This is a genomic window from Nitrospira sp., from assembly GCA_035968315.1.
GTDB lineage: Bacteria > Nitrospirota > Nitrospiria > Nitrospirales > Nitrospiraceae > Nitrospira_D.
Genome location: JAVYIN010000002.1, coordinates 81,322 through 106,098, shown reverse-complemented (window position 1 = coordinate 106,098; position 24,777 = coordinate 81,322). Strand labels below are relative to the sequence as shown.

General features: G+C 60.2%; 25 protein-coding genes. 16 read left to right on the top strand and 9 right to left on the bottom strand.

Annotated elements, in window-relative coordinates; genetic code table 11:
* Nucleotides 1–140 precede the first annotated feature (140 nt).
* The 3 genes from RI101_00770 to RI101_00760 all read left to right on the top strand — a co-directional run bounded on the left by RI101_00770 (nt 141) and on the right by RI101_00760 (nt 1,002).
* A complete protein-coding gene (locus RI101_00770) occupies nt 141–440 on the top strand; it encodes a hypothetical protein (GenBank protein ID MEC4888566.1) in 300 nt (99 codons plus the stop codon).
* Between the two features lie 36 nt (nt 441–476).
* Nucleotides 477–707, top strand: coding sequence for an addiction module protein (locus tag RI101_00765; protein MEC4888565.1), 231 nt, complete (start codon nt 477–479; stop codon nt 705–707).
* A gap of 88 nt (nt 708–795) precedes the next feature.
* A complete protein-coding gene (locus RI101_00760) occupies nt 796–1,002 on the top strand; it encodes a DUF3565 domain-containing protein (GenBank protein ID MEC4888564.1) in 207 nt (68 codons plus the stop codon).
* Here the strand turns inward: RI101_00760 and RI101_00755 are convergent.
* Both RI101_00755 and RI101_00750 read right to left on the bottom strand, forming a co-directional pair.
* Entirely contained in the window at nt 989–2,089 is a 1,101-nt protein-coding gene (locus RI101_00755; GenBank protein ID MEC4888563.1) for a dipeptide epimerase, read from the bottom strand. The genes RI101_00760 and RI101_00755 overlap by 14 nt on opposite strands.
* A 136-nt stretch (nt 2,090–2,225) precedes the next feature.
* Nucleotides 2,226–2,759, bottom strand: a complete 534-nt coding sequence (locus RI101_00750; GenBank protein MEC4888562.1) for a hypothetical protein — start codon at nt 2,757–2,759, stop codon at nt 2,226–2,228.
* A gap of 207 nt (nt 2,760–2,966) precedes the next feature.
* Here RI101_00750 and RI101_00745 point away from each other — a divergent pair, with 207 nt between their 5' ends.
* Nucleotides 2,967–3,878 carry a DUF6635 family protein gene (locus RI101_00745; protein ID MEC4888561.1) on the top strand — a complete coding sequence of 304 codons (912 nt, stop codon included), beginning with the start codon at nt 2,967–2,969 and terminating at the stop codon, nt 3,876–3,878.
* A 44-nt stretch (nt 3,879–3,922) separates the two neighbouring features.
* Here RI101_00745 and RI101_00740 read toward each other — a convergent pair whose 3' ends face one another.
* The 3 genes from RI101_00740 to RI101_00730 form a co-directional block, all read right to left on the bottom strand.
* Nucleotides 3,923–5,512, bottom strand: coding sequence for a tetratricopeptide repeat protein (locus RI101_00740; GenBank protein ID MEC4888560.1), 1,590 nt, complete (start codon nt 5,510–5,512; stop codon nt 3,923–3,925).
* Between the two features lie 36 nt (nt 5,513–5,548).
* Nucleotides 5,549–8,944 carry a glycosyl hydrolase family 8 gene (locus RI101_00735; GenBank protein ID MEC4888559.1) on the bottom strand — a complete coding sequence of 1,132 codons (3,396 nt, stop codon included), beginning with the start codon at nt 8,942–8,944 and terminating at the stop codon, nt 5,549–5,551.
* Nucleotides 8,945–9,021: 77 nt separating this feature from the next.
* The gene (locus tag RI101_00730; GenBank protein MEC4888558.1) at nt 9,022–9,666 is read right to left on the bottom strand and encodes a sulfite oxidase-like oxidoreductase; all 645 of its coding nucleotides are present in this window, start codon (nt 9,664–9,666) and stop codon (nt 9,022–9,024) included.
* Nucleotides 9,667–9,785: 119 nt separating this feature from the next.
* Here RI101_00730 and RI101_00725 point away from each other — a divergent pair, with 119 nt between their 5' ends.
* Genes RI101_00725 through RI101_00715 form a run of 3 tightly spaced genes read left to right on the top strand, consistent with a single transcriptional unit; the run spans nt 9,786 to nt 12,838 of the window.
* Nucleotides 9,786–10,520 (top strand): TVP38/TMEM64 family protein, encoded by a 735-nt coding sequence (locus tag RI101_00725; protein MEC4888557.1) that lies wholly within the window; start codon nt 9,786–9,788, stop codon nt 10,518–10,520.
* Complete coding sequence (locus RI101_00720) at nt 10,520–12,073, top strand: mercuric reductase (protein ID MEC4888556.1); 1,554 nt, start codon at nt 10,520–10,522, stop codon at nt 12,071–12,073. The genes RI101_00725 and RI101_00720 overlap by 1 nt, the downstream gene beginning before the upstream one ends.
* A 12-nt stretch (nt 12,074–12,085) precedes the next feature.
* The gene (locus RI101_00715) at nt 12,086–12,838 is read left to right on the top strand and encodes a DUF3047 domain-containing protein (GenBank protein MEC4888555.1); all 753 of its coding nucleotides are present in this window, start codon (nt 12,086–12,088) and stop codon (nt 12,836–12,838) included.
* Between the two features lie 101 nt (nt 12,839–12,939).
* Here RI101_00715 and RI101_00710 read toward each other — a convergent pair whose 3' ends face one another.
* A complete protein-coding gene (locus tag RI101_00710; protein MEC4888554.1) occupies nt 12,940–13,350 on the bottom strand; it encodes a hypothetical protein in 411 nt (136 codons plus the stop codon).
* A gap of 606 nt (nt 13,351–13,956) precedes the next feature.
* On the opposite strand from RI101_00710, the gene RI101_00705 reads away from it, so the two are divergent.
* The 8 genes from RI101_00705 to RI101_00670 all read left to right on the top strand — a co-directional run bounded on the left by RI101_00705 (nt 13,957) and on the right by RI101_00670 (nt 21,342).
* Complete coding sequence (locus RI101_00705; GenBank protein MEC4888553.1) at nt 13,957–14,256, top strand: hypothetical protein; 300 nt, start codon at nt 13,957–13,959, stop codon at nt 14,254–14,256.
* 163 nt (nt 14,257–14,419) lie between these two features.
* On the top strand, nt 14,420–15,343 hold the full coding sequence (locus tag RI101_00700) for a transporter (protein ID MEC4888552.1): 924 nt from the start codon (nt 14,420–14,422) through the stop codon (nt 15,341–15,343).
* Between the two features lie 101 nt (nt 15,344–15,444).
* Nucleotides 15,445–16,026: a sigma-70 family RNA polymerase sigma factor gene (locus tag RI101_00695; GenBank protein ID MEC4888551.1), complete on the top strand. Its 582-nt coding sequence runs from the start codon at nt 15,445–15,447 to the stop codon at nt 16,024–16,026.
* Between the two features lie 29 nt (nt 16,027–16,055).
* Nucleotides 16,056–16,736, top strand: a complete 681-nt coding sequence (locus tag RI101_00690) for an isoamylase early set domain-containing protein (GenBank protein ID MEC4888550.1) — start codon at nt 16,056–16,058, stop codon at nt 16,734–16,736.
* A 77-nt stretch (nt 16,737–16,813) separates the two neighbouring features.
* Entirely contained in the window at nt 16,814–17,152 is a 339-nt protein-coding gene (locus RI101_00685) for an isoamylase early set domain-containing protein (GenBank protein ID MEC4888549.1), read from the top strand.
* A 13-nt stretch (nt 17,153–17,165) separates the two neighbouring features.
* On the top strand, nt 17,166–18,011 hold the full coding sequence (locus RI101_00680) for a hypothetical protein (protein MEC4888548.1): 846 nt from the start codon (nt 17,166–17,168) through the stop codon (nt 18,009–18,011).
* Nucleotides 18,012–18,199: 188 nt separating this feature from the next.
* The gene (locus RI101_00675) at nt 18,200–18,526 is read left to right on the top strand and encodes a hypothetical protein (protein ID MEC4888547.1); all 327 of its coding nucleotides are present in this window, start codon (nt 18,200–18,202) and stop codon (nt 18,524–18,526) included.
* Between the two features lie 149 nt (nt 18,527–18,675).
* Complete coding sequence (locus RI101_00670; protein ID MEC4888546.1) at nt 18,676–21,342, top strand: CBS domain-containing protein; 2,667 nt, start codon at nt 18,676–18,678, stop codon at nt 21,340–21,342.
* Here the strand turns inward: RI101_00670 and RI101_00665 are convergent.
* Entirely contained in the window at nt 21,339–21,974 is a 636-nt protein-coding gene (locus RI101_00665) for a DUF6573 family protein (protein MEC4888545.1), read from the bottom strand. The genes RI101_00670 and RI101_00665 overlap by 4 nt on opposite strands.
* 129 nt (nt 21,975–22,103) lie before the next feature.
* Between RI101_00665 and RI101_00660 the strand changes: the two genes are divergently transcribed.
* The gene (locus tag RI101_00660) at nt 22,104–22,733 is read left to right on the top strand and encodes a DnaJ domain-containing protein (protein MEC4888544.1); all 630 of its coding nucleotides are present in this window, start codon (nt 22,104–22,106) and stop codon (nt 22,731–22,733) included.
* Nucleotides 22,734–22,817: 84 nt separating this feature from the next.
* Here RI101_00660 and RI101_00655 read toward each other — a convergent pair whose 3' ends face one another.
* Nucleotides 22,818–24,026: an amidohydrolase family protein gene (locus tag RI101_00655; GenBank protein ID MEC4888543.1), complete on the bottom strand. Its 1,209-nt coding sequence runs from the start codon at nt 24,024–24,026 to the stop codon at nt 22,818–22,820.
* Nucleotides 24,027–24,030: 4 nt separating this feature from the next.
* Complete coding sequence (locus RI101_00650) at nt 24,031–24,624, bottom strand: DUF3365 domain-containing protein (protein ID MEC4888542.1); 594 nt, start codon at nt 24,622–24,624, stop codon at nt 24,031–24,033.
* Between the last annotated feature and the right edge of the window lie 153 nt (nt 24,625–24,777).

Below are 24,777 nucleotides of genomic sequence, written 5' to 3'. Positions count from 1 at the left end.
GAAATTTTGCTGCTATCACCGATTTGCTGGTCAGCTCTTCGTCGAGCAAATCTTGTGAGGCGCGGACCGGTTGAAGTAGCGTATAGCCATCAGTTATCAGCTTTAGGGGGCAACAAAGATACGCTTCATGAGGCTTATATATGAACGAAGGTAAACTGAAAGAACTTAGGCAGCTTGTTGATGAAGTCATGTACGCCGCGACAAAAAAAGAAGCACGGAGCTCAGTACGGCGGTTAGAGTTTGTGGCTTCCGACATGAAAAGCGCAATAGACAGTTATCTGTCTGGAAAGCTAAGCGAAATAGTGAGCTTCGCCAAAGAAGCATCCGGGAACGTGAAAGGCAAAGGCCATTGGATATCCTGCGTGGAACGATCCTGGTATGTTTTTGAAGGTGGCGTAAAGTGGAACCAATCTCAGAGAAATACAGAGCATTATGAGTAATGGGGGCTAGGACAATGATAGCAAGGAGGCTGTGCTATGGCCATGAACGATGAGCAGCTCGAAGCGGAGATCATGAAGCTTGGCCTTGATGCCAGGGCGCGGCTGGCGGAAAAGCTTCTTTTGAGTTTGGACGCGCCTTCGGATGAGGAGAATTTGCGTTTGTGGGTGGCCGACGCTGAACGACGGCTCAAAGACTTGCGCGAGGGGAGGGCCAAAGAGATTTCCGCTGAGGACACGTTCCGGTTCGCTTGTCACGCGATCTTATGAGGACTCAACAGGTTCTAGTGGGAGCGGATACTCTCAGCGAATTCAGGCGTGTTCTCAATACGGATCGTATGGGGAAGCGTTTTTAGGCATGACCCAACCGATCATCGGCTATCATCAGGATGAATATGGCGACTGGGTGGCGGATCTGGCCTGCGGCCATGGGCAGCATGTGCGGCATCAGCCGCCGTTTTTCAGCCGGCCCTGGGTGCTGACGCCGGAGGGCCGGGCCCAGCATCTCGGGGAGACGCTGGCGTGCAAGAAGTGCGACGAGGGAGAGCCGCCTACTCGATCGTGATCAGGCCTGCCTGTGGCGGAGCCGTCAGGCCCAAGCCTGGGGCATGCCATGGATCGAGGAGATGCCCGCGATACCGATAGCCTCCCGCGATGGGATCGTTGGCTAAGAGCAGCGGTGTGTCGAGGTCTAGCACGTCGAAGCCCTTCATGCCCAGTACAAGGCTGAAGGAGCAGCCCATCGCGATTCGCGTTTCGACCATTCCACCCACCATCAGCTTGAGCCCTGAGGCCAGCGTGAACGCGGCGATTTCAGCGGCCTCCACGACTCCTGTCTTCATGATCTTGATATTGATGTAGTCGGCGGCGCGATGTTCAACGACCATCCGGGCGTCCGCCAGTGAACGCACGGCTTCGTCCGCTGCGACCGGAATGCCGGTCTCGCGGCGGATCGCCGCCATGCTGTCAAGATCCTCCCGCACGACCGGTTGTTCGAGCAGGACCATCGTGCCGCCGAATTGCCGGACGCCCCTGGCAAATGTGAGACAGTCTTCGCGCGAGAACCCCTGATTCCCGTCGCCGATGAACGAGATGCCGGGCAGTGCCCGATGCACGGCCTCCAGCCGGCGGATGTCTTCGTCGGCATCCTTGCCGACTTTCATCTTGAACAGGCGAAAGCCCTTTTCGTACCAGCCGTGGGCCAGCGCAACCGTTTTTTCTCGTGTGGCGATCGGTATGGTGATGTCGGTTTCCCTGGGCCGCACATCGGGTTTGCCCCAGAGTTGCCACAGGGGAATGTGTGTGGACCGGCAATGGGCATCGATCAGGGCCGTTTCCAATCCGCAGCGGGCGGCCGGGTGGGATCGGGCGATCTCGGCCATGCGCCGGGCGAGTGCCGGATAGTCCTGCGGTGGCTGCCCAATCAGCGCCGGGGCTAATTGACCCAGTGTGGCCAGGCAGGATTCGCGGGTTTCTCCGCCGACTTCGGGGAAGGGTGCCGCTTCTCCATAGCCCTGCGTGCCGTCAAGGAGCGTCATTCGGACGAAGACATTTTCCGCAACCACACGCGTACCTGTGGCGACGACGAAGGGGTCGGTCATGGGAATATCGACAGGCCAGAATTCGATTCGTTTGATTATGGGGGTGGACATAGAGTCTCTCTCCCGTCGTGAGCGGCGGCTAGCCTATCCCGTCTCTGTGCAGATTGGAATGGAAATGTTGCGGTGGCGGAGTCAGCGGGGCGGGAAGCGACCGGCGCCAGCAGGCGCCGGTCGCTCTCTCGACAGCCTAAAAACGAACGCCAAAGGTGAGGCCCGGCATCACGGATGCGTCGGTGCCCCGTCCCGTATTCACATCCGTAAAGTTGAGCAGGAAGGTGCTCGTCAGCGTGAGATTGTCGTTGAGCTTGTACTCCGCGCCGACTCCGATTGGGATGAGCCAGGAGGTGTCGGAGGTAAAGCGGTCGGCGTAGAGGAATCCGAGGCCGCCTTGGACATTGAACTTCAAGCGTGAGTCGGTGCCTGGGAGGCTGAACCAATATTTCACCTGCCCCGACAAGCCCATTTGAAACAAGTCGCCGGTAAAGGCGAACTGTGCCAATGGACCGACGGACACTTGCGAGTTCAGAAAATAATCCGCGTTGAAGTTTATGGCGAAGGCGGTGCCGTCCGGCGTATTGCCTAGGAAGCCAATGCCCGCGCCGCCGGTCAGGGTGCCTTGGCGCAGTTCCGACGCGTGAGACGCCGTGGGCGTCAGGGCGTACAGGGCGCCGGTCAGACAGGCGAGAGCGAGGATCTTTCGAAGATTATGAACGATGCGCATCAGGGAGACTCCTTTCATGCCAATAAACCTGGCTTCTTGCCAATGAGGATAAGAATTACGCACAAGGATAGCAAGAATCGTCCGGTTGTCAAAAGGAACTGGGGTGACAGCTTGTGGGGCGTGGCCGCGCGTCTTTGCAAATGGGCGATTTGCTTGAGCGGGGAGAGGAATTATATATAGTAGACATTTTCTGGAGGGGATGGTCCCGTGGCTGCTCAGGATACCGCGGCGGCGATGGCCGCGCTAGACGACTGTATCGACCGGTATATTGCCGAATGCCATGGCCGTGTCGATGGCTTTGTGGAACGGCATTTTTCGCTGCAGGAAACGGTGGCCTTGCAGAAGCAATCACTGGTCAGCGACCTGCTCTGCCATCCCGTCAACACGCTCTGGGCCATTCCCTATCTGCTGCTGAAGAAAGTCGTCGAGGTGCCAGAGAAGCTCGGCTGGCGGGCCGGGGCCGATCTGGTCGGTCTGCTGCCCTCAGGGATGAAGACGAAGTATCAGCGGCACATTGAGCGGCTGCTGGCGACCGAGTTGCTGGAATGGCCATGCGGGCGCGATGCCGGTGCGGCGTCTCCTCGCGGATTGGCGGAGATGCTGAGGCAGGAGCGATCGATCGCCCCCCTCTTCGCGCTGGGGACGACCGTGGAAGAGGCGTTGAACGGCTTGCCCGATATGACACGGGTGCTCGAATCCCATTCGTCCAGCCGCGGGCTGGTCTGCGATATGGCCGCGACATTGTTGACGCTGGCGACGGGTTGGGTCTTGTTCGGCGATCATTCCCTTGGCATTGCCGGGCTCGGCGATCAGATTGCCCGAAAGGCGGCCCGAGACCGGGCGGCGTCGCATTTCGTATTGGGCTCGAGCCTCGGCTCAGCGTTTTATTCGGTGTTCCCGCCCAAGCCGTCGCTCTGGCAGGTAGTGTGGGCCACGTTCTGTGTTGGTCTGTTTGTGACGAGCATGAGTCTGCTGGCCGGGATGTTCAGCGATCCCTGGCTCAAGCGGATGGGCTTACAGCAGGCCCAGTTGCACCGGCTGATCGATGCCATGGAAGATCAGTTGCATCTGCATGTGCGCAAGCAAATCAAGCCCGCCGTCAAGCGCGCCGCCGGTTGAAGAAGGGGTGTCCTCTTCAGCCGGCGGATCGTTCCAGCTTCTGCTTAATAGAACGTGTAGACCAATAAGGCATTGCACTGGATGCGCGTATAGATATTCGCGATCTGCGTGTAGTCGCCCATGACCTTCAAGAGCCATGGTTTTGAGAGGCGCGTGGTGTAGGCGACGTGGGCGTCTCCGCCGACGCGGAAGGCGGAGGCTTGCGTGGCCTCATCGATGTATTGCAGGGCGGGGCCTGCGGCGAAGGTGATGTCTTGCTTCTCGTCGAAGGTGTAGGTGGCGGCCAGTCGGGGAATCTGGTTCACAAAGACTTGCGGACTGAAATAGGCGCCGCCGCGCGGTTCGACTGCGCTGGGCGTAAAGCCGCTTTGATTCTCTCCATAGTGGGTGAGATAGAAGAGGTATTCACCGGAGAGGTTCCAGTTGCCGGTCTCCCACAGCGGCGTCGAGGTCTTCACTGTGAGACCGACTTGGCTATTGGCGCTCAGGGATTCAGCGGTCACCCAGCCGATGAAGGGGGTGACGTCGATGTGGGTCGATCCCAGGTCGAAGATCACGTCGGTGTAAAACTGTGTCGAGCGCGCCAGGCCCACCAGCTGTCCGGAGCTGCGCGATCCGATGAGGGCGGCAAACGAATCGTAGCGGAACTCGCGTTTCACACCGGGGCGGATCGAGACCGACTCCCCCTCATAGGCATATTCAAACTTGTAGGCCATACCGTCGCCGCGCGGGGCATCATGGTATTCGAGGAGCAGGTCGAAGCGGTTGGCCGGATTGATGCGCAGCTGATTGGCGAAGGAGAGATATCCGCCGGCGCGATTCTCTTTTGAATTCCAGAAACGCTCGGCGCCGGCTTCCAGTGTCGTGGTGGTGAAGGGGCTGAGGTCCATCTTGCCCCGCGAGCCGAGCCGCATCCCATACAGTTCAAAGGGTTTTTCCGGCTGGGCCAGCACGGAGAGCACGCCCTCGACCGACGGTTCGCGGCCCTTGAGCATGTCGTGGCGCAAGGCGGTCATATCGCCCGGTTCGCGCTTCGCTGCCTGCCGGCCCAGATTGGCATGGTAGAGCGCCTGGTCGTTCTGCCCCAGCCAGGCATAGGCCTTCGCCAGACCCTGATGGGCTTGCGCATTGCGGGGTTGCGACGCGAGCACTCTGTCATACTGAGCGATGGCTTCCTGCGCGGTCTCTTTGCGGCCGGCGAGATGCGCGGCGTACTTCAAGCGCATGGCCGGGTCGTCTTTGCGCTTGAGCCCCATGCGGTAGTACTTCAGCAGATCTTTTTCGCGATACGAGGCATAGCGCGACCATTCCAGCGCCTGGGCCTGTTTGAAGGCGATCTCGGGATCGTCGTCGTATTTCGCCAGATACCGGTCGAAGGTCTCGATGGATTTGTCTTTGAGCCCCTGCCGTTCGTAGGCGATTCCCAAGCTGCGCAACGCTTCCCGATGGTCCGGGTCGCGCTCCACCACTTTCTCGAACGCTTCGATCGCCGCCTTATAGTTGTCGATCTCCATGTTGGACCGGCCGCGGGACAGGTACCAGGATTCCGTAAAGTCTTCCGCCGCGGCGCGCTGGTCGAACGCGGCGACGCACACCAGCATGAGACTGAGCAAGGCAAGGGACCGTAACGACATGGATCATACCTTTCTTTCAGTGAATATGGGCGATGGCTACTCGGTCGATGGCGAAGGGACAGCCTGCAATCCCACCCGCGGCACCAGGCCCAAGATCATGGTGCGTGAGATCGGGCGATAGGCGGTCAGCTGTCCCTTCTCGTTCGGGATGAGCCAGGGGGTGGATCCGGGCCTATTGGGGGCGAAGGTCATGAGACCAAGGCCCTGGGCGGATTGATCTCTGAGGACTGCGCGGTGCCGTATATTTCCAACCTGGATCTGGATGATCTGACATCTCCATTGTCTCGGACTCTGCCGCCGGCTGAGGCGTAATGGCCGAAAGTGCCGGAATAAACCTAAAAGCAAGTGACATGCCATCATGGCACTGCTGCGCAGGCGGTGCGTATGCGCATCTTTCCAGGTGCCAGGATCGGCATAGAGATTCAGCAGCAGGTGTCGGCGCTGTTCTTCCGAGAGGCTGAGAAACGTCAAGCCGCAGCGGATGCCGTGCCCTGGCAAGCGGTCATGATAGACCACCCGGACCTGGCAGGTGAAGGGAATTTTGTCGAGCAATGTGATGGTCATGGTTGGCGGGAGCGGGTCGGATGGGGCCTGGTTCCATGAGAGCCCGGTCAGGCTCATATCCTGTGCCGTGCCTTGCAGGCAGCGCTCATTGGCGCGGAGTTCAAAGGGAACAGACTTGAGAATGCGCTCCTCAATGCGGCGCTGCGGTTTCTCCCAGGCCATCAACAGCCCGACCAGCAGGGTCAGCAGATTGACCGAGGCCCAGCTGATATTGAAAAAGTACGCGTCCTGTTCAATGCCGAAGTACCAAAACTCCCACAGGCCTTTGCCGATAGCGGCGAGGGTGATCGCGATGGCGATGGCCAGGCTGGCGGACGAGCGCCAGTCGAACGAGCGCTGCTCCGAGAGCAGGCCCTTGGGGGTGACTTTGAACCCCAAGTTTTTGGGGAGCAAGAGGTCGAACATCGACCGGAAGAGTGGAAAACTGACTGCTCCTTCATACAGTGACGACCACATGAGCCTGGGCCAGCCTGGGAGCAGCGTGGCCGACATCATCGGAAGCACGATCATGAAGGGCAGCAGATAGGCCACGAGGATCGAGACGTCGGCAAAAATCGGATGGAGATGGAACAGCAGGAAGTAGAGAGGCGTGATCCAGAAGATCACGCGCGCGATCGGAAAAAAGAAGTAATAGAGCGAGGCAAAGTACCCGATCCGGTGGCGAAGCGAGAGACCCCGGCAGAGGAGCGGATTGTCTTTGAAGAATATCTGGAGGCAGCCCAGCATCCAGCGCCGCCGCTGGACGATATAGGACGCCAGATTTTCCGCCGTCAGCCCGACCGCCAGGTCCTTGTCCACGAAGGCGGACTTCCAGCCTTTGGCATGGAGATGCTGGCTGGTGTGAATGTCTTCTGTGATGCTCATCAGGTTGAAGCCGTTCAGTTCGGTAATGGCTACGCGCCGAAAGACGGCCCCGCTGCCGACGAAAAACGAGCCGTGCCAGCGCTGGCGGCCACCCTGGATCGCGTGGTTGAACAGATCCTGCTCGTTGGGGATGCGGGGGCCCGCTCCGAGCGCCCGTTGAAAGATATCCTGGTTGTAGAAGTGGTGCGGCGTTTGGACGAAACCCATCTTGGGATCGGCGAAAAATGGCACGGTTTCCGCCAGAAACGTCGTCACGGGAATATGGTCCGTGTCGAAGACCACGATGAGTTCGCCGTCGGTCTTGGTCAAGGCATGGTTTAAGTTGCCGGCTTTCGCATGCTTCTTGGGGCCTTTGATGTAGGTGGCTCCGAATCGTCCTGCGAGCTGGGCAACCTCGTCCCGATGGCTGTCGTCCAGGACGTAGATCTGTTTGTAGCCGTATTTCATTGCCACGGCGCCGATCAGCGTCTTCTCCAGAATCTCGCAGGACTCGGAATAGATGGGGATGAAAATATCGACGGTTGGCGCAAAGCCCTGTGAGAGCTCAGGGGGGCGAGCCGGCTTGTGTCTCCATCCGGTTCCGACCTGGATGAACAGCAGGACGACGGTGGAGAAGGCATAGAGCTCGGCGGCCCAGAGGGAGAGGCTGATAAAGAGCCCGCCGGTTTCTAGGACGTTTAGTGTATGGAAGAGCCGCCAGTGGAGGTAGCGGAGACAGAGGCTGAAGCCGCAGAGCAGAAAGGCGAGCTTGATGACTGGATGCCACCGAGCGAGCAGATAGAGGATGACGGTAACGGCGAACAGTTCCCAGGGGAAGTGGGCCGAGAATCCGGCGACATTGAAGGGGCGCAAGAATCCCAGGAACTCATCGTAGTGACGGGCTTGCGACAGCGTCACGGCTTGGCCAAACCAGAGCCAGTTGTGGAAATAGTACGGGAGTCGCTTCCCTGCCAGAATGCCGGCTTCGAGCGGGGCGAGTTTCTTGGCGCGCAACAGGCGGGCAAGGTCGTGCTGCTCCTGAACGGCCAGCGTGTGGATGGTGGCGTAGAGCGGGAGTCCCTCGCTCGATGACAGGGGCGAGCCTTTGAGTGAATAGTGGTCGGCGAAGAGCCCGCGCGTCTTCCATTCGCGTGCGAAAAATTCCAGCATCTTGCCCCGCAGGGGGCCTTCCGCTCGTCCGAACCAGGCGGCATCCAGCGCCACACGCCAAAAGATGGGGAACGCATCATAGCTGAACGAAGACGTAGCTCCGGACACGGGATGGGTGACGGTCAGCCGGTCGGTCTGCCGGTTCAGGTAGACAAGTTCGGGAGGGACTGGCAGGCCTTCCTCATCGTAGAGCCAGTGCAGCAGGCCATAGCTGGTGGCGATGGCTTGGGCCCAGGGATGGCGCGGATCGATGGAAGCAAAGATCTCGTAGGCATAGGGGGCCAGGTAGGCCACGTGAATTGTTGGAACCGGCTCATGGCGCGCCCAATTGCCGGCGGTGACATAGCTGTGGGTGCCGATATGGACCAGTTCCAGATTCCAGATCGAATCGAGGATGGCCAGCGCATCCTGTTCAAAGGCCGGGTGGTCGAACCGCCGCGCGGCCAGGATCAGGGCAAGGGCGATGTCGGTATCCGCGTCGGTGGCCGAGTTCCTGTCGAGCACCGTTCCTTTCCATTTCCAGGCAAACAATTTGTCGTCGCGGACTTGGAGGTGCTGCTTGGTCCAGTCCCAGACCGCCTCGAAGGTGGTCCGGTCGTTCGACCAGACGGCGCGGAGCAGCGCGTAGCCTTGGCCCTCCGAGGTGGTGATGCCCTGTTCATCCAGGCTGACGACCCGGCCATTCTGGATATAGGTCCGTTTGTAGAAGCTCCAGAGGGCGGAGAGGTCGTCGAGTTGCCGGATCGCGTCGTCGTTCGATTGCGAGGCGGCCGTCGCGGTAGCGCGACTGGGGAGTCCGGCGCAGCAGACGAGGAGAACCAAGGCGAGTGATACAAGTTTGGCAAGGTGGTGCATGAATCGTTGAATCAGGGGGTTCGTGAATAGAGAGAGCAGGGCGACCATCTGTCGCAGGGAGCGGCCCTGTGGCCGCCTCACCCGTAGCGGTCGTTCTTCCAGGGCAGGGCGGTGTTCGAATAGCCACGGACTTCCCAGAAGCCTTTTTCGTCTTTATCTGAAAACGTGATCTCCTTCACCCACTTCGCGCCCTTCCAGGCATAGCGCTTGGGCACGATGACCCGCACCGGTCCGCCGTGTTCTTTTGTCAGCGGTTTGCCGTTCCATTTATAGGAAAGCAAGACGTCGGTATCGTCGCAGGCGTCGAGCGGCAAGTTGGTGGTGTAGTCGTCGTAGGATTTGAACAGGACGAATTTGGCCAGGGAGAGCGGCTTGACGACGGACATGATGTGTTTGAAGCTCACTCCTTCCCAGTCGTTGTCATAGCGGCTCCAGGAGGTGACGCAATGAAAATCCGACCGGTCCTTGAACTGCGGCTGGGCGAGGAAGTCGTCCCATGTCCATGTGACCGGGCTGGTCACAAACCCGCCGATGGTCAGCTTCCATTCAGCCAGGGGGATATCCGGTTTGAAGCCAAGATCCAGGACCGGAAAGGTTTCGACCAGATGCTGGCCCGGCGGCAGCCGGTCATCGCCTTCGTAAAAGACCTCGCGCTCTTCGCCACCGCGCCGCGCCTGTGCCCACTGCTCTTTGGTTTTTGTGAGCCGATTGTCCTGATCCATGGATGTGGCCTCCTGCCACAGAGTACGAGAATCGAACCGTCTGTGACAAGTCACTCCCGGAGTGGAGCCGGTGCGTCTGTACATCGCTGATCGCATTGACAGGACTGAGCAGAGCCCCCATGATACAGGCCGAAGCCGCTATGACCAGCCAAGCCTCCACAACGAGACCCGCACAGCCGTCCATCGGGCACAAGGCCGCCATCATGCTGGGCGTGGCGGCGGCGCTCGGGCTGTTTTTCTATTTCGATCTGGGCCGCCTGTTGTCGCTGGATGCCTTGCAGCAGCATCGCGATGAATTGCTGGCGTTGACAGAGGCCCATTATGCCGTGTCTGCCGGGGTGTTTATTCTCGCCTATATTGCGGTCACGGGGTTGTCGCTCCCCGGCGCGGTGATCCTGACCCTGGCCGGCGGGTTTCTGTTTGGGACTGGTTGGGGCCTGCTCTTCGTGAATCTTGGCGCGACGACCGGCGCCACGCTGGCCTTCCTGGCCGCCCGCTATCTGTTCAGGGATTGGGTTGAACAAAAATTTGGGACATGGCTTGAGCCGGTGCAGGCCGGGTTTGCGAAGGATGCCTTCAGCTATCTGATGACCCTCCGCCTGATTCCGCTCTTTCCATTTTTCGTGATCAACCTCGTGTCAGGTCTGACCCGCATGAAGGTCGGCACCTACGTGGCGGCGACCGCGCTGGGGATCATTCCCGGCTCGTTCGTCTATGCCTATGCCGGCCGGCAGTTGGGCACGATCAATTCGCTGAAAGAAATTGCCTCGCCGAATGTGATTGGAGCGTTTGTGTTGTTGGGGCTGCTGGCGCTGGTCCCGACGCTGTATAAGAAATTCAGAGGGACGCGCTGATGAGCCTGCATGACCAGAGGCTTGTGCTGCCTGACGACGAACACAATCGGCAGCTCGTCGCCAATGTGCATCCTGCCAACTGGGTGAATCCTGAGCCAACCGGCCGCTATAACATCGTCGTGATCGGGGCGGGAACGGCCGGGCTGATTACTGCGGTCATTGCCGCTAGCTTGGGAGCAAAGGTTGCGCTTATTGAAAAACACCTGATGGGTGGCGACTGCCTGAACGTCGGCTGCGTGCCGTCCAAAGGGATGATCCGGGCGGCGCGAGCTTGGTCGGATCTGAAGAAGGCCGGAGAGTTTGGCCTGCACATTCCGCCAGGCGTGACGTACGACTTCGGGGCGGTGATGGCCCGCATGAGAAAGCTACGGGCGCGGATTAGTCATAACGACTCGGCCCATCGCTACAAGAGTTTGGGCGTCGATGTGTTGATCGGCCAAGCTCACTTTGCAGGACCGGATACGATTGCGGTTAAGGGAGAGGCTGGGAACCGGAGCCTGTCGTTTGTGAAGGCGGCCCTCTGCACCGGGGCTCGTGCGGCGGCTCCGCCTATTCCAGGGCTCCAGGAAGCCGGGTATCTCACCAATGAAACCGTGTTCTCGCTCACGGAGTTGCCGCCCCGATTGGGTGTGATCGGCGCGGGTCCGATTGGGTGTGAACTCGCGCAAGCGTTTGCCCGCTTGGGGAGCCAGGTAACGCTTATCGAGGCGATGCACGGCATTCTGCCGAATGAGGATCGGGAGGCGGCGCACCTTGTCCAGCAGCAACTGGTGCGTGACGGCGTCACCCTGCATTGTTGCGGAAAAGATCTGACGGTGAGCCAGGCGGATGGCGAAAAGCGGTTGACCGTGGAGTCACACGGACAGCACTACGCCATCACCGTCGATGACATCCTGGTGGGGGCCGGACGCCAGCCGAATGTCGAGGGCCTCGGGCTTGAGGCGGCAGGCGTGCAGTATGACAAGACCGGGGTCATCGTGAATGACCGGCTCCAGACGACAAACCCGCGCATCTTCGCCGCCGGCGACATTTGCTCCCGCTATAAGTTTACGCATGCGGCCGATGCGATGGCGCAGATCGTCATTCAGAACGCGCTGTTTCCGCATCCCTTGGGCTTGGGCTATGCCGGTGTCGATTCCCTCGTCATGCCCTGGTGTACGTTTACGGAGCCGGAAATCGCGCATGTCGGTCTATATGAAAAGGATGCGAACGCGAAGGGCCTGGAAGTCGAAACCTATACATTCAAGCTGGATGAGGTTGATCGCGCCATCCTTGACGGCGACGAGGAGGGGTTTGCGCGAGTTCACATCCAGAAAGGCACCGATAAAATCGTCGGGGCAACCATTGTCGCGGCTCACGCTGGCGACATGATCAACGAATTCTCGGTGCTCATGAGAGCCGGACTCGGCGCAAAATCCCTCGCGGCCACGATTCATCCCTATCCGACCCAGGCCGAGGTGAGCAAGAAGGTCATCAACTTGTGGCGCAAGGCGCATTTTACGCAGCGCTCGAAGAGTCTTCTTGTGAAGCTGTTTGCAATGCTGAGGCGATAGGGAGGCCGTGGCGTGATAGCCTTGTATCGGATCATCGCCGTGACGGTTCTGATCATGGGCGGGGATGGTCATCCGGTCCTCTCCTGGGCGCAATCTGTCCCGCTGATCGAGGTGGGGGCATTTTCATCAGATCAGCCGGGGGCAGGTTTTCCCGTTGGGTGGAAGCCCCTGACGTTCAAGAAGATCCCCAAGCACACGGAGTATATGCTAGTGAGCGAGGGTGGGCAGGTTGTGGTGAAAGCCACCAGCGAGGCGTCGGCTTCCGGGCTCATCAAGGCCGTGGCGATCAATCCCAAAGACTATCCCATTGTCCACTGGCGCTGGAAAGTGGAGAATCTCCTCCAGCGCAGTGATGTCAGCCGCAAGGAGGGGGATGATTACCCGGCGCGGTTGTACATCACGTTCGCCTACGATCCAGACAAGGTGAGTGTCGGGAAGAAGCTCAAATACCAGGCCGGCCGAGCCCTCTTCGGAGATATTCCGATCGGGGCGCTGAACTATATTTGGGAGACGAAGGCGCCCGTCGGGGCCATTGTGGAAAATGCGTTTACCGGCTTCGCCCAGATGATTGTCGTCGAGAGCGGGCCGCAGAAGGTGGGGGTCTGGGTGGACGAGGAACGAAATATTTACGAAGACTATAAACAAGCCTTTGGCGAAGAGCCGCCGATGATCAATGGAGTCGCCATCATGAGCGATACGGATAACACGAAGGACCGTGCGGTTGCCTACTACGGCGATATATCATTCAGGAAGGCGCCGCAATAGGAGGGGCGTCAGGCAAAATAAAAGGGGCCGGCCTGTACAGGGCCAGCCCCCTTCGAGGACCGTCCCGCACCCGGGCGGGTGCGCGGATTCAATGAGAGGGGTTACTGGACGGAATTCGCGAAGCCACCCCGTGTGATTTCGGCGCGGACCGTGTCCCCGACCTTTTTCGCTCCCCGAAGCTGCTTGGTTCCCTGGCCAACGTACAGCCTCACCTGGTTGCCGTCGTAATCTTCAACCGTATAGGCATTGCCGTCGATTTGTTTGACCGTCCCTCCGACCGTCTTCCAAGCCGGACCCGGCTTGCTATCATGTTCGCCGGCCTTCGGCTCATGGCCGACTTCAGGAATCTGGCCGGTGGATGAGGCGGCGGCTGCCGCGGAGGAATGCTGCGTTCCTGACGATTTCTTCTTTGCGTCCTTTTCCTTTGCGAATGCCGGAGCCGGGGCCAGTGCCACGGTAGCCAGGGCGGCAATCGCAATAGTCAGAATCTGGGTTTGAATCGCTCTCTTCATCGGCAACCTCCTTGCGTGAACAGCAGAGTGAGTAGGTGCTGTCATTTACCAGCATGTATCAGCAAGGCATGTGCCGTAAGTGGGTAAGGGGGGATATCGTTAAAAAGCAGAGGGTTAGATGGCTGGTTAAGGTGGGGTACGCAGGGGGATGGGAAAGAGAAAGGAGAAAAACGTCATTCGGCTGTGCATTTCTGCTCAGGGAGTTGTTGCGCCAGACTCGGGAGCAAATGCCGGGCGTTTTCTTATCGTGAAGAAACGGGTAGCTTGGGGAAGGTTGGTGACGTCGTTTACATTTTGACGCTGGCCACGTCTAACTCAGTAGACTGAGGCCACTGCGTGGCGATGTCCAGTCGGGTATGTCGCGCGCAGAGGCGGTGGATCACCTTAACCGGAGGGATTATGATGAATTATCGTCGACCTGAGCGTTGGAACAGGATGTTGTTGGGGATGCTGGTGGGTCTATTGATCACTGCGGCGCCGGCGGTGGGGCAAGCGACGGATCCTGTGGGGGAGCCGTCTGTGCGTACGGACAATCGGGGCCCTGGGTCGCTGAATAGCGGTTCCGGATCTATGAACAGCGGCCGGCGTGGCGGGGATGATCTTCGAGTGGCACAGGCAGAGGATGTGCGCCAAGAAGACCGCCAGCAAGCCCGCCGCGAAGACAGGCGTGAGGACCGGCGGGCTGATCGGCAAGCCGATAGCCGCTCCAATGCCGGCGGGGAAGTGCGTGGGTTGGATCGTGCCGATCAGGTTGCCGGTGAACATGGCCAACAGGGGCGTGACAATGCACGCGCGGCTCAGATGGAACGATCGACACGTCCGGAGCGGGTTGAACAGGGGCAACGGCCGGAACGTCCGGAGCGTCCACAGCGCCCGGAGCGAACGGAACGGGCGGGGCGGAACTAGCCACGGTTGTCAGCGCTCTGTCGCCGGCATGGGGGAAGGTTCCCGGTGCCGGCGACTCATATAAAGTCGTTGAGTGAGACGAAGCGCGGTAGAGTCAGTGAAGAGTAAGGCGACGCGAGTAGTGTGGGGGGCTGGCCTGTACGGAAAGGAAGAGGGGGTGGACATGAGGCGGTGGAGCAAGGTGCTGGTAGGAGGCCTGGTGGCAGGATTGTGCGGCGGGACTGTGTTTGCGGCAGACAGGATTGATCAAGGCCCGGCACGTGAGGAGCAGCAGTGGCAGGTGGGATTCACCCCCAGTTACAGCAGCGGCAACTTTGGGACGAATACGACGAGCAGTTTTTTATATGTCCCGCTTTCAATTCGGAGATTATTCAAGGATGGCGATGTGACGTTGGTGATGCCGTTTGTCTCGGTGACGAGCGATGGGCGGACGACGCTGGTGGGTGGCAGTGCGACAAGGATCGATGACAATGGTGGGAGTAACTCCGGGACAGGCAGTGGAACCGGTACTGATGGGGGATGTAGCGGGAAGGGGTCTAACGTCAGCGGCAAAAACCGAGTGTGCGGATTAACGACACGAAATCCAGGCCAGAAGGTGACGACCTCTGGCCTGGGCGATATCATTCTGAAGGGCCGGTACTATGTCGTCGAGGAAAAGGACTACGTGCCGCTCATTGCCGTGACGGGCCGGATGAAGCTGCCGACCGCCAGCGCCAGCCAGGGGCTGGGAACCGGCGCATTCGACTATGGATTTGGCGTGGAAATGTCCAAGATGCTCGGTGAGAAATGGATTGCCTTTCTGGATGGCGGTTACAACATCATCGGTGATCCGGACGGACTGACCTTGCAAAATCAGCATTGGTACGATGTCGGGGCTGGGTACTACGTGACAAAGTCCATGTTGCTCAGTGCGTATTATGAGGAGTATCGCGCGATCGCGCCAGGTTTCGTCAATGCGCGGGATATCTTCATTGCCACTAACTATACGGCATCATCGGCGTGGCGTTTCAACGGAGGGTTAACGCTCGGGCTTTCCGATGGCGCGCCCGACTTTGCACTGACGGTCGGAACCAGCTACCGATTTTGACGGAGGCGGCCTCTGGTTGCGCCCATGCTGGTATTTCGTCTAATGAATCAATCCGGTCAGCGCAACAGATTTGGTGGCAGGCAGGTTGTGGGGATTGCTCGATGCCGCTGAATCAGCGAGAGGGGCCTGACGATGCGCAGCTGGTTGCGCGCAGTCTCAAGCAGGATCATGACGCATTTGGCCAGCTCATCGATCGGCATGCGGCCCGTATCGTCAGTCTGGCCTATCGGATGGTCGGGAATCGCGCCGAGGCCGAGGATCTGGCCCAGGAAGCATTCCTGGCGGCGTTCAAATCGCTGCCGTCGTTTCGGGCGGATTCGAAGTTTTCAACCTGGCTGTATCGGATCGCGGCCAACAAGTGCACAGACTGGCTGCGAGCCAAACGGCCAGGGCAAGGTCAGCAGGATGTGGATATTGACGAGGTGTTGGATATCGACGTGTCCGAAGGTCGGACGCCGGAGCGGTTGCTCTCCCAGCAACAGGTGGCGCAGGAATTGGAACAGGCGATTCAGCGATTGCCGCCGCTCTATCGTGAAGCCTTTGTGTTGAAACACGTGGAAGGTCTCAGTTACGAGGAGATGCAGGAGATTCTCGGGGTGAATGGCGATACGTTAAAGATGCGCGTGTATAAGGGACGGTTGCAGCTTAGCCATGAATTGGCAGAGCTGAAGCCGACGCGATAACGCAGGGTCACTGAAATAGGATATAGGCGATGGATGACCAGGATCTCATGGTGCAACGGTTTCTCGATCAGGATTTGACGCCGGAGGAGCGGGTGGCGTTTCTCCGATTGATCGATACCGATCCCGGGTTACGCCGGAGCTGGCTTAATCTTGAGATGGTGGTGGCTGAGGCGGCGCACCTGCCGAGAATTACCCCTTCGGCCAGGTTTCTGAGTCAGTTGAAGGCGACGGTGGCCCCGCCACCGGTCGGTCTGTGGGATCGAGTCCGCGAGGTCCTCACCGTGCCCCGCAGGCTGGAGTGGAATCTGGTCGGAGCGATGGTGGTGGCCTGTGTGGCGGTGATGGCAGTTGTGGGATTGCTGCGAATGACGCCGGAGCGGATTGTGAAAGCGCCGGTAGGCCAGGCGCCGGCGCAGACGATTGCCGCACAAGCGAATGCTGGGCCCCAGGTCTTTGTCCGGCTGGTGTTGTTGCAGCCGGAAGCACATTCAGTGTCCGTCGCCGGTGATTTCAACGGCTGGAACCCGCACAAAACGCAGCTTGAGCGGTCGGAGGGCGGCATGTGGACCGCCACGATTCCTCTGAGGCCGGGCCGGTATCAATATATGTTTGTGATTGACGGCAAGCAATGGATCGCCGACCCCTTGGCGGGCGAAACCTCAGGCGATGGATTTGGATCAGAGAATGCGGTGCTCGATGTCGGTATTTAAACGTAAGCGCAGTTGCCTTGCATCGGATTCGGCTGTCGGGTACTCTGCGGCCCATGAAGAGAGGATTCAGGGCTGTGATGCTGGGGGGCGCGTTGGCGGTGGGGATGAGCGCCTGCGCCACGGCCGTTAAGCCGGACCTTCCCAAGCTGGTGGCGGGAACGGTGCGGTTCACGTATCTGGGTCCGTCGGCCAGTTCCGTCTCCATTGTGGGGTCATTCAACGGGTGGGTGAAGGGTGCCACGCCGATGAAGCAAGTGGCAGGCACGGGAGTCTGGGTTGCGGACGTGATCGTACGGCGGGGGGAACATACCTTCATGTATCTGGTGAACGGAACAGAGTGGGTGGTGCCGCCGCTGGCAGAGGACTTTGTGACGGATGGATTTGGGCAGATCAACGGAGTGGTCATTGTTCGATAGCATGCATACGACGATGAACAGACGGGTGTGGTTGGTCAGTTTGGCACTCTGCCTCCTGGGCGGTTCGCCTGTACAGGCTGATGTTCTTTCAAATCAGGATCGGGAGGAGATCGCCCGGTTGCGCGTGGCGCAAGGCCACTCGGAGGAAGAGGTCAATGCCCTGGTTGAGCAGGTGAGCAAGGCTGGTGAGAAGGGCTTGCCCACGGAGCCGTTGGCCAACAAGGTGAAAGAAGGATTGGCAAAAGGCGTCGAGCCGAAGCGTATTGATGGGGTCGTACGGCAACTGGTGACTCATCTTGAATCCGCTCACGAGATTCTGCAAGAGGCATCGGCAAAAGGCTTGATGGATTCCTCGCCAGCTAATCGTCAGCGGGCGCTTGAGGGGCTGGCTGAGGCGCTGAGCCGCGGGGCGACAGCCGAGGAAGTGCGTGAATTGGCACGAACGGGGCAAGGAGCGGGAGGCAAGGTCTCGCAGGAATCCCTGGCTTCCGGAGCCAAAAGCCTGGCCATTCTCAAAGAAGCGAAGATTCCATCGAAAGACGGAGCGGCGCTGGTGGCGGAAGGCCTGCGACAGGGCTATCGCCCCACGGAGCTGGCCGATCTTGCGCGTGAAATCAAGCGACGAGGGGCCGATCTCCAACAGGGCCGGATGAATGTGCAGAGCATCAAGGACCAGGTCTCCAAGGGCCAGCGGGTTGACCGGATCTTCCGTGAAGGCGATCAAAGCGGCTCCGGCGGTGGTGAGCGGATGGAGCGAAGCGGGGGCTCGGACCGTGGAGGACGTGACGATCGCGGCGGCGGGCGCGACGACCGTGGCAGCCGTCCTGACCGGAGCGGCCACGGTGGCCGTGATCGTTAGCGCAGCAGCCTCGAAGTCTCCGGCCCACTTTCACGAAACAATTCTTCTTGTTCCGAATCTCTAGACAGCTACCCATGGGCCTGATAGATAAGGCTATTCAACATGTTTCGCCTGCTGTCAACGGACTGGTATGCCGCGCGTTGGTTGAAGGGTACGGAGATGCAATCTTTCACTCCAGGGAGGCAGCGATGAAGACGATGTGGCTTGCGGTGTGTGGGTTGATGCTGGGCATGAGCGGGGCGGCGTTTGCTCAAGTGGACACGCCGGGAATTGATCAGCGACAGGCCAATCAGGAAAGGCGGATCGATCAGGGAATTGCCAGCGGCCAATTGAATCAGCGGGAAGCCAACCGGCTGGACCGGGAGCAGAATCGGGTTGATCGCATGGAGAATCGTGCGAAGGCCGACGGGGTCGTCACGAATAGGGAGCGTGCCAGGATCACGCATGAGCAGAATCAGGCGTCGCGTCATATTGCCCGCGAGAAACATGATCGGCAGGGCGCGCGGCATCGCTAGATTCCTGCTGCCATGATCGCATGAGGGGCTCACGACGGCGGTCGTGAGCCCCTCATGCCGTTGGGAGCCGGTCATGTTCATGCGGCGTTGTCTGGGCGGTAAGCGGGGCAGCCGTTTCGCGATAGGAGCGACCCTGCTAGAATGCCGCTATGGAAGTCGTGACGACCCACCGTAACGCGGATTTCGACGGCCTGGCCTCGATGGTGGCGGTGCGCAAGCTGTATCCCGAGGCGCGGCTGGTGTTGTCTGGCGGGTCGCAAGAATCCGTGCATGCCTTTCTCAGTACGCACGACCTGAATCTCACCAAACTGAAAGATATCGATCTCGCCCAAGTCCGGCGGCTGATCCTGGTGGATACGCACGAGCCTGATCGGATCGGTCCGTTCAAGTCCTGCTGGGAAAATCCACAGGTCGAGGTGCTGGTGTTCGATCATCATGGTGCAAGCGCGGCATCGCCTGAGACGCCGTCAGGCGGGAGGCCGGTGACCACGGTGCTTGAGGCAGTCGGGGCCACGACGACCCTCCTGATTGAACGGGTGCGCGCGGCGGCGGTGCCGCTGACGGTATTGGACGCGACAGTCTTGGCATTGGGCCTCTATGAAGAAACGGGCTCCTTCACGTTTGGATCCACGACGCCGCGAGATCTCGAAGCCGCGGCATTTCTTCTCAAGGCTGGAGCCGATCTCAATCTTGTGTCGCAGACCTTGCAGCGGCCGCTCGACCCGGACGTGGTGGCCTTGCTCAACGATCTCCTCGAGCATAGTGAGGTCCATTATCTCGAAGGCCGGAAAGTCCTGGTGGCCACCAGCACGGTCGATCGGTGCCAAGCGGAAGCCGCCGAGGCGGTTCACAAGCTGGCGGAGTTGGAGGGGGTGGATGCGGTGATCGTGGCGGTCATGACCGAGGAGCATATCGAAGTCATCGGCCGCAGCCGCACGCCCGACATCGATGTCGGGGGTATCGCGAAGGAATTCGGCGGCGGCGGACACGCGGTCGCGGCGGCCGCGATGGTCAAAGGTCAGACGCTGGCGCAGGTGAAGGAGCGGGTGGTGCAGTTGCTCACGCAGCGCTATCGGCCCACGCTCCTGGCCAAAGATGTCATGACCAAGCCGGTGAAGACGGTGGCCGCAGAGACGACGGTCAAAGACACCGAGCAGCAGATGACGCACTACGGGGTCAACGTGCTTCCGGTTCTGGACGGGAAGGATCGCTATGTTGGCCTGGTGAGCCGGGAGCAGATCCAGAAGGCGCTGTTCCATCGGCTGGGTTCGCTGATGGCGCAGGAGATCATGCACACCGATCACTATGCGGCAAGCCCCGAGACCTCGTTTCACGAGATCGAACAGGCGATGCTCGAGCGGAATCAGCGTTTTGTGCCGATTCTCGACGGGCCCCGCGTGGCCGGGGTGATCACCCGCACGGATTTGCTCAGGACCTGGCATGACGATGTCTCGCGGACGCTGCGGGTGCGTCCCAAGCTCAGCGAGCCTGCCGAGACGACCCGGCCCATGCATCGGCGCAATCTCAGCCAGCAGATTCGGGAAAAACTGCCTCCGCCGCTCTTCACGTTGCTGAAGGAGGCGGGTCTGCTTGCCGACCGGTTGGAGGTGTCTCTCTATGTGGTCGGGGGATTTGTGCGCGATCTCCTGCTCGGGCTCGACAATCTGGATCTCGACTTGGTGGTGGAAGGTGACGGCATTGCATTCGCGCGCAAATTGGCCGCGGAGCACGGGGGGCGGGTCAAGGCGCACGAGCGGTTTGGGACGGCGGTCGTCGTGCTGCCGGACGGCGTCAAGCTGGATGTGGCGACGGCGCGCACCGAGTACTATGAATTTCCGACCGCGCTGCCGACCGTCGAGCAGAGTTCGATCAAGAAAGATCTGTATCGCCGGGATTTCACGATCAATGCCCTGGCGGTGCGGCTGAACGGGCGGGGATTCGGGGACGTGCTCGATTTCTACGGAGGGCAGCGCGACCTGAAGGACAAATCCATTCGTGTCCTGCACAGTCTGAGTTTTGTCGAAGATCCGACCCGGGTGTTCCGTGCGATTCGCTTTGAGACGCGCTTCGGGTTCCACTTGGGCAAAGACACGCTGGCCTTGATCAAGGCGGCGGTCAAGATGGAGCTGTTCCATCGGCTGTCCGGGCATCGCCTGCTGGAAGAACTGAAGGCGCTCTGTTCCGAGCGGGAGCCGAAGACCGGCCTCAAGCGATTGGCGGAACTCGATCTGCTCCGGTTCATTCACCCGAAGCTGGCCTGGACGGCGCGTCTGGAGCGCATGCTGCTCGCGGCGGCGGAGGCGTTGGATTGGTATCGGTTGCTCTATCTCGATCGCACGATGGAGGGCTGGCTGGTCTATATGATGGTGCTTGCCGCCGTGCTGCCGGATCGCGGCGTGACGGAGTGGCTCAAACGGTTTCCGTTCAGCGAACGGGAAGCGGCCACGCTGAAGGTGTTTCGCGGCGGGGCCCATCGGGTGTTCCGGCAACTGGCGAAACGGCCGCCGCTTCCACCCTCGGCGGCCGTTCGATTGCTGGAAGGGATGCCGGACGAAGCGTTGGTGGCGATGATGGCGCAGAGCCAATCCGAGCCGGTCAAACGGCAGGTGGCTGCGTACCTCACGACCTGGCAGCACGCGAAGCCGCGGCTCACGGGAGCGGATCTGCGCGCGATGGGTGTAAAGCCAGGGCCGATCTACAGCAAGGTGCTGGCACAGTTGCGCGATGCGCACCTCGACGGGGCAGTGAAAACCGAAGCCGATGAGCGGGCGCTGGTGCACCGGCTTCTCCGCCGGCCCGCCGGCGGTGCGGCTTAATTCGTCGGAGTGATGGAGAGAGAGACTTCGTTCGGCAGCAACAGCGTCACGTTGGCCTGGTTCGCGGCGTCAGGCTGGATGATCGCAAAGAGCGGAACGGCTTGCGGTATGGTGCTTGGCGGCATGGCAAGGATCGCCGGGAAATCGATCAACGGAGAAATCGTCGCGAGGCTGGCCAATCTCAATCGGAAGGCCATCAAGACATCGCGCAAGCGTCTTGCCTGTTCTTCCTCGGGTAACGAGTCCGTGGTCACGATGCCCAGCTCCCACAACGGTTTGGTGATCGTCACGGGAAACGTGAGCCCGAGCTGTTGGGCGGTCGGCGTGACGTCGATCAATATCCCTGACAGAATCGCCTGCTGACGGTCTTTGATCGTTGGAACGCCCGGTCCTGCGCTGGAGGCCTCCGCAGTATCTTCCCGGTCTGCAAGCACGTCCGTTACAGGATCAGTGTCAGCCGCCGCAGTCGAGGGAAGCGCCAACTCTGTCTTCGGCAAGGCGGTGACGATGCCCTCGTAGATCACTCGGGCGGAGTCCGACCACGAAGGATTGAACGGGCGTCCGGCGAATGCCGCATCGGCCGCCTTCTTTTCGTCGTGGGTCAGGGGTTTGGGATGGGTGTGTTCAGTCATGGTTTTAAGATAACCAGGTCAATGGTGAGGTCAAGAGGCCGTTGGCGGGCTATTCAGAGATGCCGTGAGCCTGCCGCCGCAAGGTGAAGCGGCGAGAAGCCCCGTGGTATAGTTTCCCGCATGGCGCGCATGGATTATTATCGAGTGCTCGGGGTCTCGCGGGAGGCCTCCGACGATGACATCAAAAAAGCCTACCGGAAGCTGGTCTTTCAGCATCACCCGGACCGGAACCCCGACAGCAAAGATGCGGAAGCGAAGATCCGCGAGATCAACGCCGCCTACGAGATCGTGGGCGATGCCGAGAAGCGCCGCAGCTATGACCGGCTCTACTGGGGGGACGAGCCGCGCGCGGACGTGGTGGACCCCTTCGTCATCCTTCATGAGATGGAGCAGAAACTGTTCGATGAGGGACGGAAGGAGCTCTTTGCGGTGCTGGTGAAGGACGTCGCACGGGTGAAGGCGGAATTGGCGCTCTTGCGCGAACGGACGGTGGCGGATCAGGGCTATGATTCATTTAGAGAGGATCTCGTGGCCGAGCGGGGCGCAGAGGTGATGGACGACTTTCTCACCGAGGAGATGGAGGCGCGCAAAGGCCGATTGGTCGAAGTGGCCGCCGAGATGATGGTGTCGCAAGGCGTCGTGAAGAAGCACGACGAAGGCGGGTTCCGGTCCGTGCGAGGCGCCCTCGAAGAGAGTTTCCGCAAAGGCCGCATCCACGGCTACGCGTCGGCGCTGGAATTGTTCTATGAGAGACGGTAAACGGTAATCGTGAAAGGTGAAATGTGAAAGGTAAAACGTAAGAGGGCTGACTCCAAGATCGTTTCACTTTTCACGTTTTACGTTTCACGTCTTCGCCAGCGGTCCCGCCACAAATTTCCCCGCCTGCATCACGCCCATGATCTTACTGCGGTCTCGAAGCACGTCGATCCGTTTCAGCGGGTTGCCGTTGAGAATCACCAGATCGGCCTGTTTTCCTTTCGTTAGTGTGCCCACGGTCTCGTGAATGCCGATGAGCCGGGCGGCGGCTGCCGTTGACGCGAGGATGGCGTCCATCGGGCTCATGCCGAAGGCCACCATCCGTTCGAGCTCCTGCGCATTATCGCCGTGATAGTTGAAGGGGGTGCCGGCGTCGGTCCCCATGGCGATGAAGAGTCCGCTCTGATGGGCCTTCTTGAAGCTGGCTTGGTGGCGCTTGGTCATCGCCTTGGCTTTGTCGAGCGCGCTGACAGGAATGCCGCAACCCGGGCGTCCTGCCGCCGTGGTGGAGAGGGCGGAGAGCGTCGGCACCATGTAGACGCCGTGCTGCTTCATCAATTCGCCGGCTTCATCGTCGAGCAGCGTGGCGTGTTCGATGGAGTGGACGCCGGCGCGAATGGCGTTTTTCATCCCAGAGGCCCCGTGGGCGTGGGCCGCGACTTTCTTTTTGGCGCGCCGGGCGGTTTCGACCGCCGCGGTGAGTTCCTCCACCGTCATCTGGGCCTGGTCCGGCGAGGTGCCGGGTGTCAGGACGCCGCCGGATGCGATGACTTTGATCACCTCGGCGCCGGCGGCCAGTTGCGCGTCGACGGCGCGGCGGACCTCGTCGGGCCCCGCCACTTCCCGGCCGATAAAGCGCGCATGGCCGCCGACCATGCAGATCGCGAGGCCGGCGCCGACAATGCGCGGGCCCGGCAAGATGCCTGCGTCGATCGCCTGCTTGAGGACGAAAATGGAGTGGTCACGCGAGCCGACATCGCGAATCGTGGTAAAGCCGGCTTCGATCGTCTGTCTGGCGTGGAGGACCGACTTGAGCAGGGTGAGCGAAGGGGCGTCGGTTTCGACCGCCGCGACGACGTCCGGTTCCGCGCCCAGGCAGAGGTGGACATGGCAGTCCATCAGACCAGGAATCACGGTGAGCCCCCGGCCGTTGATCTTGGTCACGCCGCGGGGGATCGTGATGGTGCGGCTGAGGCCGGCGGCGGCGATCTTGGCCCCGCGAATGAGGACGGTGGCCTGTTCGTAGACATGGCCGGTGCCATCGATGAGGCGGACGTGCTGGAGTGCGAGCGCCATGAGTCTATTCTCCGACCGGGAAGGTGATGACGATTCCGCCCATGACATCGTTCAACTTGAAATCGCGGCGGGGGCTATTGGGGTGTTTGTTGTGGCAGTCGACACAGGCCTGGGATGTGGCGCGGTCGGCGTAGATCGCCTGGAAGTAGCGGGTTCCGTCTTTGGTGAGAAACCCATAATGGGGATGATCGGGTTGTTTCTCGACCGCGGCGAGTCCGAGCCGTTCCAGATCGCTGTTGGCCCCATTCCACACATAAATAGGGGTCAAGCTGGCGAGCCGGAATGTAAACTTCAAATCCTTGAGGGCGACGAGCCGGCCGGACTCCATCAGATATTGCGCTGGGAGGGGCACGCCGCGTTCGTCCTTCCAATGTTCGTGCGCCTCGATCCCTTCCTTCTGCAGCTTGACCACGACATTGTCCGTGTAGTTGGCGCGATTGGCCTCCAGCAGCGCATGCATGAATGATGCGACCTTCTCCGGGGCGACCATGTCGGACTTCTTGGAGTCGGCCATCGTCAGCTTGAAGACCCAAAAGAAGATGACGCTCATGAACGCAACGGTGATGGCTCCTAACACAACTAAGAGCGGACGGTTCATGGTCTGCGTTCCTCCTGTGGCATGGGGCGGCGATAGATTCGCGTGGCGGCTATGCTGGCTGAGCCCGTTCCCGGCAGCGCGATAGGCATACAATTCGCGGAGGGAACCAGATGGCGCAGGTGTGCCCGGATATCGTTCCCAGGGGTGTTTCCT

Coding starts and splice junctions, on each gene's coding strand:
- RI101_00770 (MEC4888566.1), top strand. CDS start 141: ATGAACGAAGGTAAACTGAAAGAACTTAGGCAGCTTGTTGATGAAGTC.
- RI101_00765 (MEC4888565.1), top strand. CDS start 477: ATGGCCATGAACGATGAGCAGCTCGAAGCGGAGATCATGAAGCTTGGC.
- RI101_00760 (MEC4888564.1), top strand. CDS start 796: ATGACCCAACCGATCATCGGCTATCATCAGGATGAATATGGCGACTGG.
- RI101_00755 (MEC4888563.1), bottom strand. CDS start 2,089: ATGTCCACCCCCATAATCAAACGAATCGAATTCTGGCCTGTCGATATT.
- RI101_00750 (MEC4888562.1), bottom strand. CDS start 2,759: ATGCGCATCGTTCATAATCTTCGAAAGATCCTCGCTCTCGCCTGTCTG.
- RI101_00740 (MEC4888560.1), bottom strand. CDS start 5,512: ATGTCGTTACGGTCCCTTGCCTTGCTCAGTCTCATGCTGGTGTGCGTC.
- RI101_00735 (MEC4888559.1), bottom strand. CDS start 8,944: ATGCACCACCTTGCCAAACTTGTATCACTCGCCTTGGTTCTCCTCGTC.
- RI101_00730 (MEC4888558.1), bottom strand. CDS start 9,666: ATGGATCAGGACAATCGGCTCACAAAAACCAAAGAGCAGTGGGCACAG.
- RI101_00725 (MEC4888557.1), top strand. CDS start 9,786: ATGATACAGGCCGAAGCCGCTATGACCAGCCAAGCCTCCACAACGAGA.
- RI101_00720 (MEC4888556.1), top strand. CDS start 10,520: ATGAGCCTGCATGACCAGAGGCTTGTGCTGCCTGACGACGAACACAAT.
- RI101_00710 (MEC4888554.1), bottom strand. CDS start 13,350: ATGAAGAGAGCGATTCAAACCCAGATTCTGACTATTGCGATTGCCGCC.
- RI101_00700 (MEC4888552.1), top strand. CDS start 14,420: ATGAGGCGGTGGAGCAAGGTGCTGGTAGGAGGCCTGGTGGCAGGATTG.
- RI101_00695 (MEC4888551.1), top strand. CDS start 15,445: ATGCCGCTGAATCAGCGAGAGGGGCCTGACGATGCGCAGCTGGTTGCG.
- RI101_00690 (MEC4888550.1), top strand. CDS start 16,056: ATGGATGACCAGGATCTCATGGTGCAACGGTTTCTCGATCAGGATTTG.
- RI101_00685 (MEC4888549.1), top strand. CDS start 16,814: ATGCTGGGGGGCGCGTTGGCGGTGGGGATGAGCGCCTGCGCCACGGCC.
- RI101_00680 (MEC4888548.1), top strand. CDS start 17,166: ATGAACAGACGGGTGTGGTTGGTCAGTTTGGCACTCTGCCTCCTGGGC.
- RI101_00675 (MEC4888547.1), top strand. CDS start 18,200: ATGAAGACGATGTGGCTTGCGGTGTGTGGGTTGATGCTGGGCATGAGC.
- RI101_00670 (MEC4888546.1), top strand. CDS start 18,676: ATGGAAGTCGTGACGACCCACCGTAACGCGGATTTCGACGGCCTGGCC.
- RI101_00665 (MEC4888545.1), bottom strand. CDS start 21,974: ATGACTGAACACACCCATCCCAAACCCCTGACCCACGACGAAAAGAAG.
- RI101_00660 (MEC4888544.1), top strand. CDS start 22,104: ATGGATTATTATCGAGTGCTCGGGGTCTCGCGGGAGGCCTCCGACGAT.
- RI101_00655 (MEC4888543.1), bottom strand. CDS start 24,026: ATGGCGCTCGCACTCCAGCACGTCCGCCTCATCGATGGCACCGGCCAT.
- RI101_00650 (MEC4888542.1), bottom strand. CDS start 24,624: ATGAACCGTCCGCTCTTAGTTGTGTTAGGAGCCATCACCGTTGCGTTC.